The sequence below is a fragment of the Bacteroides pyogenes genome (assembly GCF_014196225.1).
In the GTDB taxonomy this organism is placed as follows: Bacteria; Bacteroidota; Bacteroidia; order Bacteroidales; family Bacteroidaceae; genus Bacteroides; species Bacteroides pyogenes_A.
Map to the genome: position 1 here is coordinate 33,821 of NZ_JACIDI010000017.1, position 14,483 is coordinate 48,303.

11 protein-coding genes are annotated in these 14,483 nt (G+C 43.0%); 9 read left to right on the top strand and 2 right to left on the bottom strand.

The genetic code is table 11. From position 1 onward, the window contains the following. The first annotated feature begins 25 nt into the window (after positions 1-25). The 6 genes from GGR07_RS10945 (at position 26) to GGR07_RS10970 (ending at position 9,626) form a co-directional block, all read left to right on the top strand. Positions 26-1,030, top strand: a complete 1,005-nt coding sequence (locus GGR07_RS10945) for a FecR family protein (protein ID WP_034543704.1) — start codon at positions 26-28, stop codon at positions 1,028-1,030. A 173-nt stretch (positions 1,031-1,203) separates the two neighbouring features. Beyond that, on the top strand, positions 1,204-4,488 hold the full coding sequence (locus GGR07_RS10950; RefSeq protein ID WP_034543705.1) for a SusC/RagA family TonB-linked outer membrane protein: 3,285 nt from the start codon (positions 1,204-1,206) through the stop codon (positions 4,486-4,488). Positions 4,489-4,512: 24 nt separating this feature from the next. Next, positions 4,513-6,123: a SusD/RagB family nutrient-binding outer membrane lipoprotein gene (locus GGR07_RS10955; RefSeq protein ID WP_034543706.1), complete on the top strand. Its 1,611-nt coding sequence runs from the start codon at positions 4,513-4,515 to the stop codon at positions 6,121-6,123. 9 nt (positions 6,124-6,132) lie between these two features. Continuing rightward, the gene (locus GGR07_RS10960; protein WP_260168186.1) at positions 6,133-7,272 is read left to right on the top strand and encodes a glycoside hydrolase family 18; all 1,140 of its coding nucleotides are present in this window, start codon (positions 6,133-6,135) and stop codon (positions 7,270-7,272) included. Between the two features lie 18 nt (positions 7,273-7,290). Next, positions 7,291-8,535: a LamG-like jellyroll fold domain-containing protein gene (locus GGR07_RS10965; protein WP_021644958.1), complete on the top strand. Its 1,245-nt coding sequence runs from the start codon at positions 7,291-7,293 to the stop codon at positions 8,533-8,535. Positions 8,536-8,591: 56 nt separating this feature from the next. Then, positions 8,592-9,626 (top strand): hypothetical protein, encoded by a 1,035-nt coding sequence (locus GGR07_RS10970; protein ID WP_021644959.1) that lies wholly within the window; start codon positions 8,592-8,594, stop codon positions 9,624-9,626. 104 nt (positions 9,627-9,730) lie between these two features. On the opposite strand, the gene GGR07_RS10975 is transcribed toward GGR07_RS10970, so the two are convergent. Then, complete coding sequence (locus GGR07_RS10975) at positions 9,731-10,108, bottom strand: hypothetical protein (protein ID WP_039972523.1); 378 nt, start codon at positions 10,106-10,108, stop codon at positions 9,731-9,733. Between the two features lie 507 nt (positions 10,109-10,615). Here GGR07_RS10975 and GGR07_RS10980 point away from each other — a divergent pair. The 3 genes from GGR07_RS10980 to GGR07_RS10990 all read left to right on the top strand — a co-directional run bounded on the left by GGR07_RS10980 (position 10,616) and on the right by GGR07_RS10990 (position 12,879). After that, a complete protein-coding gene (locus GGR07_RS10980) occupies positions 10,616-11,377 on the top strand; it encodes a creatininase family protein (protein WP_034543713.1) in 762 nt (253 codons plus the stop codon). Positions 11,378-11,764: 387 nt separating this feature from the next. Further along, on the top strand, positions 11,765-12,283 hold the full coding sequence (locus GGR07_RS10985) for a DUF805 domain-containing protein (RefSeq protein WP_021644965.1): 519 nt from the start codon (positions 11,765-11,767) through the stop codon (positions 12,281-12,283). A 221-nt stretch (positions 12,284-12,504) separates the two neighbouring features. Further along, a complete protein-coding gene (locus GGR07_RS10990; RefSeq protein ID WP_021644966.1) occupies positions 12,505-12,879 on the top strand; it encodes a RidA family protein in 375 nt (124 codons plus the stop codon). Here GGR07_RS10990 and GGR07_RS10995 read toward each other — a convergent pair. After that, on the bottom strand, positions 12,847-14,340 hold the full coding sequence (locus GGR07_RS10995; RefSeq protein WP_021644967.1) for a bifunctional folylpolyglutamate synthase/dihydrofolate synthase: 1,494 nt from the start codon (positions 14,338-14,340) through the stop codon (positions 12,847-12,849). The genes GGR07_RS10990 and GGR07_RS10995 overlap by 33 nt on opposite strands. Between the last annotated feature and the right edge of the window lie 143 nt (positions 14,341-14,483).

A 14,483-nucleotide genomic window follows, 5' to 3' on the forward strand; every position in this document is an offset into this window, starting at 1 on the left:
TTTATATTGAAAGGCAAGTACAAGTATGAAAGATTACGTTCAGAAAATAATACGCGCGTTTGCAGCTTCCCGGCACGATCGGAAACTGACTGCGGAAATACACCGGTGGTTGGTGGATGAGACGCATGCGGATGAAAAGGAAGCCGCCCTGTACGACCTGTGGGAAGAGACGGAAGCAACGAAAGATGCTTCTACACGAGCCTCTTTATCGAAAGTGTACGAACGCTTGGGAGTGAACGAACGGCATGCAACCGCGTCGAATACTTTCTCTATACGTAGATTCCGGTGGTATGCCGCCGCAGCGGTCGTGCTATTGGCCGTGTCGATATCGGGCACGTTCTTACTGACGAAGAATATGTATTCTGAGATTGCGATGGTGGAGCAGTTCACCCCCGCAGGTGATATGGAAGTGATCGAGTTGCCCGACGGAAGCGCCGTGCAAACCAATTCGGGGACGCTTCTGCTTTATCCCGAAGCCTTTAAAGGCAATACGCGCACGGTATATCTGATCGGAGAAGCGAATTTTAAAGTAAAGAAGAACCCCGACCGGCCGTTTGTCGTAAAGTCGGGCACGATGGCAGTTACCGCTTTAGGCACGGAGTTTAATGTTTCCGCCTACCCCGAAAACGAGAAGATGATTGCCACATTGATTCGTGGAAAAGTGAAAGTGGACTGCAACAACGGTGCCGAAAGCTATATCCTGAATCCCGCCCAACAAGTCGTTTACTATTCCTCTACCAAACAAAGCACATTGGGCGAGGCCGATCTCGAAGATGTGACCGCTTGGCAGCGGGGAATGTTCGTCTTCCGCGGATGCACCGTGAAAGAGGTGCTCTCTACTTTGGAGCGTCGCTATGCCGTCACGTTTCAGTACAATGCAAGTTCATTCAATGATGACAGATATAACTTCCGCTTTCGCGAGAAGTCGGATATCGGAGATATCATGGCAATTATCCGGGAAGTCGTGGGTGGATTCACCTATAAGATGGAAGGAGATACTTGCTACATAAAAAGCGATAAGAGAAAATAGAGATAAATTATTTGTTAACCTTTTAATAAAGAGTGTGTATGAAAAAAAGTATCCGGAACAAGGATGCCGCCTCGTTCCGGATGTGAAATCGTATTTTTAGCATTAAAAAAATATGCTTATTCCGCGAGAAATAAAATATATTATGATCTAACACTAAAAAATTGCTCTAATCTATGAATTATTATCGATTTAAAGCTTTTCTTTTTATGTTTTTTAGCTGTTTTGTTATACAGACAGCGCTTTTTGCCCAGAGCAACGCCAAAATAACAATAAAAAAGAAGAATATTACGTTGCAGGAGGCTTTACAACAAATAGAAAAACAATCAACTTACCTGGTAGCCTTTAATGAATCTAAACTGGAAAAAACCAAACGGGTCGATTTGGATATCAACGGCGAATCGCTTGACAAAGCCCTTTCCGCTATTCTGTCAGGAACCGGGTTCTCTTACAAAATCAAAGACAATTATATCATGATTGTTCCGCAAGCCAAGCCTGTGGGCGAAAAGAAAACTGTGACGGGAGTGGTGAAAGATGTTCACAATGAACCGATAATTGGAGCCACTGTCTCGGTTAAAGGCACAGGAAGCGGAACAGTGACTGATCTTGATGGAAACTTCTCTCTTGCCAATGTGCGTAAGGGGGATATTTTAGTGGTGTCTTTTGTCGGATATCAGACCAAAGAGTTTGCTTGGAACGGAGAGAAATTGAATATTGTCTTATCCGATGATGCCAAGGTGCTGGATGAAGTAGTTGTAACTGCTCTCGGTATTAAACGCTCTGAGAAGACATTGAGCTATAATGTTCAGAAAATCAGTAATGAGGCACTAACTACAGTGAAAGATGCCAACTTTATCAATTCGTTGAATGGTAAGGTGGCGGGTGTAAATATCACTCGTTCTTCTTCGGGAGTCGGTGGAGCTACAAGTGTTGTTATGCGTGGCTCCAAGTCTATCTCAGGTACTAATAATGTACTCTATGTAGTAGACGGTATGCCTATTGGTAATGCCAATCGTGCAGGTGACGGTAGTGAATACGGACGTCCCGGAGGCGGAGAAGGTATTTCCGACTTTAACCCTGAAGATATTGAGTCTATCTCCGTTCTGACCGGTCCGTCTGCTGCTGCCCTTTATGGCGCTGCTGCCGCTAATGGGGTAATTATCATCAATACCAAAAAAGGAGCGGCCGGTGCTTTGAAAGTAAACTTCTCTTCCAATACGGAGTTTCTCACTGCCGGTGTAATGCCCGAGTTTCAAAATACCTATGGTACGGAGAAAGATACTTATCGCAGTTGGGGTGAAAAACTTGCGACACCTTCTAAATTCAACCCTAAAGATTTTTTCCAAACCGGTTACAGTACGATTAACTCGTTGAATATTTCCGGCGGTACGGAGAAAAATCAAACGTTTATTTCTGTTGCGACTACTCATTCGGAAGGAATTATCCCTAATAATGAATACTATAGATATAATTTCAGCGGTCGCAACACTTCAAACTACTTTGATAACAAACTACACCTTGACATCGGTGCGAGCTACATCGTTCAGGGAGACCAGAACATGATGTCGGGAGGGCGTTACTTTAACCCGCTTCGTCCTTTATATCTTTTCCCACGCGGGGATGACTTTGAGAGAGTAAAAGTATGGGAGCGCTATGACTTGGAACGTCGTTTCCCTACTCAGTACTGGCCTTATGGAACTCAGGGAGAAGACTTTGAAAATCCGTATTGGATCATCAACCGCGAAATGTTCACGAGCCGCAAACACCGCTACATGTTTAATGCTCGTGCGCAATACGATATCTTCGATTGGCTGAATGTGGCCGGTCGCGTACGCTTGGACAACACTTATAACACCATTAAGAATAAGTTTTATGCAACGACAAATCCTTTGTTTACAGGTGATGTCAATCTGGAAAGCGCCAAGGGAAGTTTCGGACTTACTGAGCAACGCTATAACCAAACGTATGCAGACTTTATGGTGAATGTTAACAAAAGATGGGAAAATGATTATTCGTTGACTGCCAATGTCGGTACCAGCTTTGAAGACCACCATACGACGGGAGTTAGCGTCGGAGGTCGTTTGAAGACCGTACCCAATCTCTTCTCTACGGCCAATGTCGATCCCGATGTTACCGGTGGAGGCGGTCAGGAATATCGCAGGACACGGAATGTCGCTTTATTTGCCAGCACGGAATTCGGATGGAAAAACATGCTGTTCTTGACTGCTACCGGACGCCTTGACTGGGCTTCGCAATTGGTGAGCAACGGAAAGACTCCTGTAATTCCATATCCTTCGATCGGACTTTCGGGCATCCTCTCCGAGATGATGAAAATGCCGGAATTTATTTCATACCTGAAGCTTCGCATGTCGTTCACAGAAGTCGGTTCGCCGATTTCACAGTTAGGTATTACTCCCGGTACCATTACCTATAATATGTCGGGTGGTAAGGTGACTCCTATATCTACTTATCCTTATCCTGATTTCCGCCCGGAGCGTACCCGCTCGTGGGAAGCAGGTTTGAATGCACGCTTGTTCGACGGAAAAGTCAGCTTTGATGCTACTGTTTATCAATCTAATACATATAATCAGACTTTTATCCAGAATATGTCAGACGGTTCGGGTTATACAGGCTTCTATGTGCAAGCCGGAGATATTCGCAACCGAGGTATCGAACTTGCTATCGGATTCGAAAATACATGGAGAAATGTACGTTTCAGTTCTAACCTTACTTATACGAGAAACGTGAATAGGATTATGGAACTTGTGAAAGGATACAAGAATCCCATAGACGGCTCTGTGTTCGATATCAACGTATTGACTTCTCCTAAATATATGCGTCCGGGTGATTCTATGAATGATATCTTTGTCCAGGGGATTTTGGTGAAAGGGAAAGACGGTAAGCTGATTGAAGAAGGAGATGGCTACAGAATAGACAAGTCACAACGATTGAAAGTAGGCTCTTCGGCTCCGGATTTTATGATGGGATGGAATAATACAGTGAACTTGTATGGTGTAAATATCAATTTCCTGATTTCTGCGCGTGTAGGCGGTCATGTAACATCGGCTACACAAGCCATGATGGACAGTTATGGTGTATCTAAGGTGACGGCCGATGCCCGTGATGCAGGAGGTGTTATGATAGACGGTCATACATATGATGCTAAACGCTATTATACCACTATTGGTCAGAACAGACTTGGCGCCTATTACTTGTATGATGCTACCAATATAAAATTGCAGGAACTTTCAATTGGCTACAGTCTACCTAAGAAATGGTTTGGAAATGTTCTGTCTGATATGACAGTTTCACTTATTGGCCGTAACTTGTTCAGTATATATAGAGCGGCACCTTATGACTCGGATATGGTCGGAGGAACTGGTACTTATTCTGCCGGGGGCGATAACTTCATGCCTCCAAGCATGAGGAGTTTTGGGTTTAATATTAAGATCGGACTATAATTATAACGCAGAAATAATAATCATATGAATAATAGAAGAAATATATTTAAGTCGGTGATGGCAGCATGCTTCGGCTTGCTAATGTTTTCATCTTGTACCGATAACTTCGAAGATATAAATAAGAATCCGCTTTTACCTGATGATGAAATGTTGGGAAAAGATGGAGTACTAAACGGAACGTTTCTTCCTACTCTTCAATTTGCTCCTATTCATACAGGAACGGGTGGGACGGACTTTGTGAATGATTATCAGGTTACGAATAATCTGACCTCAGACAGCTGGATGGGTTATATGGCGCCTCGCGACGCAAAATGGCCCGGAAGAAACCTTTCTCAATTCTTTTTTGATGAAGGATGGACTAATGGAACTTTCGCAGCTGGTATTTCTCAGATTTTTTCTCCTTGGATTCAGCTTAAGAAACTGAACTATGATGTGAAAAACAAGAATCTTGAAATATGGTCTATCGCTCAGATATCTAAGATTATGGGATTGCATAGAACTACCGATAAGTATGGAGCTATTCCATATTTTAATGTAGGAAGCGGTTCATTTAAAGTTACTTATGACTCTCAGGAGGCAATCTATAAATCATTTTTTACAGAGTTGGAAGAAGCTGTTAACCATCTATATGCTTTCAGTCAGGCTACTCCTATTGTACCGAAGGCATCGGATGTGGTATATGAAGGTAACGCTTTGAAATGGGCAAAGCTGGGTAACTCTCTTATGCTCCGTTTGGCTATGCGACTGCGTTATGTAGATGCCGATTTATCAAGAACTTGGGCAGAAAAGGCCATGAATCATAAAGCCGGAATGATTGAGACAGTAGCCGATATTGCCAAGCTGGAGTATGGGGCAGGATTTAAAACGAAAAATGCTCTTTTTACTATTAAAGGGTCGTATAATGATACCCGGATAGGAGCTACTATTCAGTGTTATCTTAAAGGTTTTGCAGATCCACGTATTAATAGTTATTTTGAGGGAAATACAAATATAGCTGTACCGCCTGCAATACCTCCTACTGGAGATGCATATAATGAAGCTGCTAAGCCCAATGTGGAAGAGTTTTCTCCAACCTATTGGTTTAAGGCTTCGGAGACAGCATTTCTGCAAGCGGAGGCTGCTTTGGTAGGCTACAATACAAACGGACGGAAAGCAAAAGATCTTTACGAAAAGGGTATTCGCCTTTCTTTTGAAGAAAATGGCATTTCGGATGGCGTAGAGCAATATCTTCAAGGAACTACTACTCCTGCTTCTTTTGTGGATTCAAAGAAACCTCAATATAGCGCAACATCTCCTTCTAATGTAACGGTGGCATGGAACGACGGTTTGCCAGAAGAAGAAAAGTTGGAAAAAATTATAGTGCAAAAATATCTGGCTATCTTTCCTGATGGTATGGAAGCTTGGAGTGAATGGAGGCGTACAGGATACCCGAAACTTATTCCTGCTAACACTAATATCTCAAACATGGGAGTTATTACTTCTGATGGGCATAAAGATGGCGTGCGCTGTTGGCCTTATCCTCAAAAGGAGATGACTGAAAACGGAGTCAATGTTCAAGATGCTATAACTAAATATAGAGGTGGGGCCAACTCTGCCAATGTAAATGTTTGGTGGGATGTTAAGATTAAAAAGTAATAATTTTGTATGATGTTTAATACTTTAATAAATAGTTTTATGGCTTATTTAAATAAAAAAATATATGGTATGATGGTAGCTGTCGGCTTGCTGGCTATTGTTTCATGTACCGATATCACTCCTATCGATGTGGATGACATTCCACAAGAAGAGTTATTTAAAAGAGATTCTAAGAAATGGGCTGAAGAAGAAGAGGCCTTAAAAAAGAATAAGGCAGATTCGGCAGCTATCGCAGAAGAAAACAAAAGACTTCGCGAAGCGTATTTAGCTGATTTACGTGAGTATAAGAAGAGTAAACATATGGTTATGTTCGGTTGGTTTGCTTATTGGAATCCGACTTCGCCTGATAATACTTTCTCGCTTGACCATTTACCGGATAGCGTTGATTTTGTTTCCAATTGGGGAGCTTCGTGGAACTTAAGTGAGGAGAAAAAAGCCCAACTTGCTAGACTCCATGAGAAAGGAACAAGAATGACTGTCGGATGGATCATTGAGAACATCGGCGACGGGCTGAGCAATAAACCTGAAGGAGGATGGTCTAACGAGCCTTATATAGCGATCGAACAGTACGCAAAAGCAATCTGTGATTCTATTGAAAAATATGGTTACGATGGTATAGATATTGATTATGAACCGCAATTCGCTTCTCCTTTTAAACCGGGAATGCATTGTGGGGATTGGTCTGATCCTTGGGAAAAGAATAAAGCTTTGATTTCTTGTAGCCGTACTTCCAATAAGGAGTATGAGAACCATTTTTTTAAGAAAATCAGAGAATTCCTGCCTGAAGAAAAAATGTTGAATATCAATGGCTCTATCGGATGGATTGATCCGAAGGTAGCCGATTTGTTCGATTATTTTGTGTTCCAGTCGTATAACGGAACCGGAGGAAGCTGGGTATCGACTGCAAATACACTGATGCAGCAGCAGCCAAAGGTTAAACCGGAACAGTTTATTTATACCGAATCATTCCAAACCAGTCCCAATAACGCTAATGATTTCTCGAGATACGTAAAACTTGTGACTCAAAACCTTAAAGGTAAAGCCGGAGGAATAGGTGCATTTCACATCAATGAAGACTATTTGTACGGTCCGGATTATAAAAACGTGAAAGCCGCGATTTCTGCAATGAATCCTCCATTTAATAATTAATTTAATAGATATATCGCTATGAGAAATATATATGCTACTTTAAAATATTGTATATTGATACCCCTCCTCGCTTCTTGTTCCGTTTTAGATGAAGATGGGTTGGCTGATGGTGTGGGAGGTAATCCTTCTAATGCTGTCTACATGGGTAATGTTAATCGGACAGGGGTTATTGCCGTGTTGGCTTCAGATCAGGACGGGGCCTCATTTGCCATCACACCGCGTTTGGCAAACGCTACCGATGTTCCTGTGACTGTAACGGTGGAGGTTGACGTTGCTACGCTTGAAAAATATAATGAGGAAAATGGACTCAATGTCAGACCCGTAAGCCCGGAAGATATACGTTTTGTTAATGCTGAAGGTGAAGAAGGGGCAGGAAAAATCTCTGCAACCATTAAACCCGGTAACATAGTGGCTACTATCGAGGGGCGCCTGATGTCTCTTGATGCGACGAAATATCCTTACGATGGCCGTTATGCGATACCCGTAAAAATTACTGATGTCAAAGGTCCTTTGAAACTATTGTCTTCTCCGGTGACCACTATTGTGAATTTAAACCGGAAAATTAAAACTTCCGTTTTTCATATGCGTGCTCCCGGTGGAGGCGGGTATACTATGAGGTTTGCTCCTAAAGTTCCCTATAAGGAAGAAATGAGCGAATGGACTTTCCAATACATTGCCCAGTTCAACAATATTCATGGTAATAACCAAACTACAGGCTCGTTGTCGAGCAGTGCAGGCTTTTATAATCGTATTAGTAAAACAGCGGGGCTGCAAGTGAAGAGTGAAGGACGTGACGGAGTAGATACTTGGACAAATAAGCCTGTAAATGAAGGAGAATGGCTACACGTCAGCTATGTATATCGCAGGAGTGGACTTGTGGGCAAACTATCCGTCTACGTCAATGGAGAACTTCAGAAAACATTTACAACTTCTCGTCTTTATATTGATAATAAAGAGGGCTCCGGATGGGGATTTGGCAATGAGAATGTAAGAGACTATTACTTGCGTGAAGTACGCTATTGGAATAGAGCACTTACAGGAGCTGAGATTTTGGATAAGTATTATCTGCCTGAAGACCCACAGGCTAATGGCTTGGAAGCTTATTTCCCTATGACAAAGGAATCTTATGATGAAAAAAGCAAAACATTTACCGATCTTACGGGAAAATGGACTTGGACAATTAGAGAAAATGCTGATTATGAGATTACGGAAGATGTAGTGTTCCCGGCCCAAAAGTTGAAGATAGAAAAAAACGAAAACTGATATTGGTTCGGAGAACGAACTCAAAGAGTTTATTTTAATAATAAGAATTTTATAGTATGAGAAATATATTTAATTTGTCTATTGCAGGGCTGGCTTTACTCGCTGTTGCATGTGATGATCCGAGTGTTGAGATCGTGGAGCAGAATAATTCTTATAAACTCGATCCAAATGCGATACATGTCGATATGCCCGAAAAATTTGGTCATAATACTTCTAATCTGATTAGAAATGAAGGTGGTACGGAAGCTGTACTCTATGCCTCCGAAATAGAAGGAGAGATCCAAATACCTGTTACTGAAATCCCTCTTGTTTTCAAGTTGAAGAGAAAACTTAAACAAGCCACTAAATTCGTTTTTTCTCCCGATGAGGAATTAATGAAACTTTATACCGGCGTGAAAGAAGGGTTTAAGCCCTTTCCTGAAAATGCTTTCTCAGGTATGGAGTTTACCATTCCTCCCGGTATTACAGACTATAGAACTACAATAAGACTGCAAGAGGGGATAGCCGGGTTAAATCAAAAACCGGGGTTTCTTTCTTCCTATCGCTTGAAACCACTTTCGGGAGGTGATGCGGACATCAAAGTATCGGAAGCCTCGAAAGGGTTGTATATCAAACTCAAATTCAGCTTGCTCAAAGATGGGGAAAATGTCAGCCTGGCAGAGAGTATAGAAGACGATTGGAATAAGATACCTTCGAATCAGATTACCCCGGAAAGTAATTATCAGGCGGGACGTTTACCTAATATCGTAGACGGGCAGAAGTATCCTTGGAGTGCTAATTGGTGGGTACCCGGTGGTGGATCGGAGACGTTGGAACTTGGATTTGCCAAGCAAAAAGTCGCTGGGGTTGTGTTTTATACAAACAGCAGTTATCAGAAAGTTATCCGTTCCGTTCGGGTCTCGGTGTCAGAGGATGGTGGCGCCACCTATTTTAATCAGGGAGTTGTACAACCAGAAAGAGCGAGGGTGGTTTATATAGCTTTTGATGAGCCGGTTGAGATTAATAAGATCAAATTCTCGAACTTCGAGTCTTGGAACGCTATGGACCCCTATATAGATATCCACGAAGTAGAAGTGTACACGGTGGAGTGATTAAACTGTACCCTAAAAGTTGGACAGTAAATTAGTAACTGGTTTTTGAGAAAGAGTCCGGTGCAATACCGGACTCTTTCCTTTTCAGCGGGCATTCTATTCTTTTATTGCTTTACCGGCAGGCCTTCGGTAATCCGTTCGAAAACAACAGGTATGGAGTCATGCGTCAGTAGCATCATTACGGAGTCGTTAAGTACTTCGAACAATAAAGACGATTCTCCCGTTTTTTCATTTATAAAAAGTGTGTCGCCGTTCACATTCCATTCTCCCGGACGTGCTTTCCCTCCTCCGTGTTGAAATTCAAAGTATTGGGTCAATCGATGGTCCGGATGGAATGTTACTGTACAAGTTACACCGTTGTTTATTTCACTATATTTCCAACTGCCAATCAGTAATTCCTCATAATTCTTACTGTGTTGCTTTTTGTTTTGGCATCCCATTCCTCCTATCAACAGTAAAAAGCAGTATCCTGCAATGATCATTCTTTTGTTTATCTTTTTTATCCCTGTGATAACTTTTGTTGGTATATTACACCTTTTGGCTTTCATAACATGCTTTTGAATAAGGGTTAAAACGTATATTTAATAGAGATTGCTAATTTATATAAAAAAAAGACTATGAGTAAAGAATCTGAATAAAAAAATCATCATTCTATTTGAATAAGATAGGTATTATGTCGAATAAAGCTTTATCATGCGGACAATCAGTAGACCTGTTTCTTCTCCATAGGTTTAGTTTCCGGTCTTTGTTCCTGTTTTTTTGTTTATCTCATCTAGCCTGCGCCCTCATGAAAAGAGAAATGCGTCCTTAAGAAGAAGTCCTAAAAGAATACTAAGGAGAATCTAACACAGGTTCCGGTTGTAAACTCATAGTGAATGATTGGTATTGTCAAACGATTTTCAATGGAGAAAAATTTCGAAAAGTATTGGCTGTAGCCGGAAATGTTTTTTACTTTTGTGCTTCGATAGAATATTTTTTAAGAAACTATGATAAATAAAGAGGTCGATTTGTCTGTCTCGTGTTACGGGAAGGTGAAAGGATGTATGTACGATTTGGTGATATTGCCGTGGGGAGCTACGGAACCCCATAATTTGCATTTGCCTTATCTGACGGATTGTATTTTATCACACGATGTGGCGGTGGAAGCTGCTTTGTTGGCAAAACAGATGTATGGTATCCATTGCATGGTGATGCCGGCGGTGACTATGGGCTCTCAGAATCCGGGACAACGGGAGTTGCCGTTCTGTATTCATACTCGCTACGAGACGCAGAAGGCGATACTGACGGATATCGTTGCGTCGCTTTACGCGCAGGGATTCCGCAAGCTGGTGATTGTCAACGGGCATGGAGGCAATACGTTTAAAAGCATGATTCGGGATTTGTCTGTCGATTATCCCGATTTCCTGATTGCCTCGAGCGAATGGTTTACCGTACTGAAAGCCGGGGATTTCTTCGAGGATCCGGGCGATCATGCCGATGAATTGGAAACATCTGTGATGATGTATTATCATCCGGAGTTGGTGAACTTGCAGGAGGCGGGAAAGGGTGATTATAAGAAGTTTGCCATACAGTCGCTGAATGAGAAAGTAGCATGGATTCCGAGAAACTGGAGTAAGGTATCGGAAGATACCGGAATAGGTAATCCGTGTAAGGCTTCTGCTGCGAAAGGGGAGAGGTTTGCTAAAGCGATGGCGGAAAAGTATGCGAAGCTTTTCGAGGAATTGGTAAACCAAGAAATCTATCCTGAATAGTTTTGATTTGTAGCCGGACTTCTCCGCCCATATAAAAAATGAGCCCTCGCTTACTTCCCAGTGAACGAGGACTTATTGCTTGGAACTGGCTGAAAAGTCTATTCCTTTTGGCAGTAACTTTTCTTGAAGAAGAAGTGTGCTTGTCTGCCAGCTCCTTTTAGTTAAGGTTTAGGTTTTTCAGGTCTGATTAAATGTTTCTATTGATTAAATACATAATATATCAGAATATTGCATTCTCCTGCTTCTTCTTTTGAAAAAAATGAGTCTGATTCAATTGCAGCATTCTTTTTTGATTGTTTTTTAAAGTTATTGAGTTGCTTTTCTTTACTTTTTTATATCTTTGTTTCTGTCTTTGAGACATATTTATCACATAAATTTTTATATACTATGTTTAAAGCTCCTTTTTCTTTGAATGGTCGCATCCGGAGAATCGAATATTTTCTTTCGGGCTTAATTGCCGCTTTGATTCTCTGGGCAGCCATACTCCTCGCAGCTCTTTTATGGATAATTCCCGCTTCGGATTCTAATCTCAGTTTAGGGATCGGGGCCACTTTGGGGAGTCTGCTTGCCTGTTCCGTCTGGGGCGCTATCATTTGGTTCTCTTTGGCGCAGGGCGTAAAGCGGTTGCATGATTTGGATAAATCCGGTTGGTTTATTCTATTATGTTTCATTCCTGTGGTCGGTTGGATATTTGCACTTTATATGTTGTTTGCCGACGGTACGGTAGGCCCGAACAGATATGGCGATGATCCTAAAAACCGGATGCCGTATCACGTGCAACCTGCGCCGGTGAACGTAACGGTGAATATAGCAAAAGACGGAACAGTGAGGACAGAAACCCAATCGGTAACTCCCGATGCAACGCCCTCTTCCGGCGAAATACATACGGATGTTTCCCGCGAATAAGCTTCAATGCTTCTGATGCTGTGCGGGTTGATGTCGGAAAGCTTGAAAACACAGAATGTGGTGAGGTTGAAATTCGGTAATGACGAAAAGAGCGTACTAAGAAAGTTGTGTGGGGCATAGAAAAAGATGCGAAAGCATATCTCCCATAAAAGTACTGATTTTTTAGTGCCTTCTTAAATTGAGTTCGCAGGTAAAATGAACGATTAAATATTTATATTATAATGAAAAAAGTAATTTGCAGTGAAAAAGCTCCGGGAGCCATCGGCCCTTACAGTCAGGCGATAGAGGCTAACGGAATGGTATTTGTGTCGGGGCAGTTGCCTATCGACCCCGTTACCGGAAACATGGCGGAGGGTGTGAAAGAGCAGTCGCGCCGGTCATTGGAGAATATGAAACATATTCTGGAAGAGGCCGGTCTGACGATGGCGAATGTGGTGAAAACAACCGTATTCCTTGCAGACATGAGTCTCTTTGCCGAGATGAACAGTGTTTACAGCACGTATTTCGACGGAGCTTTCCCGGCACGTTCGGCTTTTGCCGTGAAAGCCCTGCCTAAAAACGCGTTAGTCGAGATCGAGTGTATAGCGGTTCGCTAACAAATCGGCTACAATGAAGGTACTGCCTCCCACAAAGATAAAATCTTCCGGGAGGCATTTTTCTTGGGCTGCCTTCACCGCTTCCGGCACATTCGGGTACGCTTCTCCTTTTAATCCGGCTTTTCGTGCCATTTCCATCAGGTCGTTCTCCGGCAAAGCCCTTTTGACGCCGGCTTTCGTGAAATAGTAGGTGGCATAGGGTGGAAGCAACGGAAGCACTCCGCTGATATCTTTGTCGTTTACCATGCCGAATACGATATGAAGCTCCTTTTGTTGCTTCCGGTGGATGTCGTCGAGCTGCTGTGCGATCCACTTGATTCCGTCTTCGTTATGTCCCGTATCGCATATCAGGTCGGGGTGCGAACGGAGTTTCTGCCAACGCCCCATGAGGCTTGTCATATCGCATACATGAGCAAAGCCATTCAGGTAATCTTTTCTTCTCAGTTTATATCCGCGTTGCTCCAGAAGTTGCAGGGCGGTGAGAATCGTCAGGCAGTTTTCCGTCTGATAGTGTCCTCCCATTTCCATAAACAACCCGTGCGGGAATCTCGATGTGCGGATGGCCACTACGCTTTTCTGTTTTTCAAGTATCTCATCTATGGCCTTGAAGTATTCCATGGGAGGCAATCCGGCAAAGAACGCTTCGGTTTCACATGGGGCACGGTGCGTTCCTTTCAGGTCGGCAAACGGCGCGTTCTTTTCCAACGCTTCCCCCAATCGCTCCCTATACGCTTTCAGTTCCTCCCGTTGCATGGGGCGGGCAAAGTATTCGGCGTCTGTGTCTTTCGCCTCTTCGGCATAGAAGCAAGGAGCACTCATTTGCCGGGCCTTGTCGCTCAATACTTTTTTGACGTCTCCTTCCGCCCTGCCCACAACCACCGGAATGCCTTCTTTGATGATGCCGGCCTTCTCTTGCGCTATCTCGGGCAGCGTACCTCCCAAATACTGCATGTGGTCGTAGCCGATGTTGGTGATGACGCACAGGTCGGGACGGATGATGTTCGTACAGTCGAGCCGTCCTCCCATGCCTACTTCGATCACCGCCACATCTACTTCTTCGTCGGCGAAATAACGGAGCGCCATGGCGGTGGTCAGTTCGAAAAAGGAAGGGTGAAGCGGCTCGAAAAGGGCACGATGTTGCTCCACGAAACGGACTACGTATTCTTCGGAAACCATTTCTCCGTTTACCCGGATGCGCTCCCGGAAGTCGATCAAGTGGGGAGAAGTGAACAAACCGACCCGGTAGCCCGCCGATTGAAGCACTGCCGCAACGGTATGCGAGCATGAACCTTTTCCGTTTGTTCCCGCTATGTGGATGGTCTTGAATTGCCGGTGCGGATGGTTAAAGTATTCGTCCAGTTTATTCATCGTAGCCAATCCCGGTTTATATGCGGATGCGCCTATCTGCTGAAACATAGGTATGCTTTCATATAAGTATTTTAAAGTGTTCTGATAGTCCATGTTTTGTAATATTTAACTACCGGGAAATCTTTATTACCCGTTAATTTGTTTATCTTTAAAATTGTCAATCATACGGAATAATATGACCGTAGTTGATTGGTTAATTAATGGAATTGCAAATATCAACATTAAAATCTAAGAAA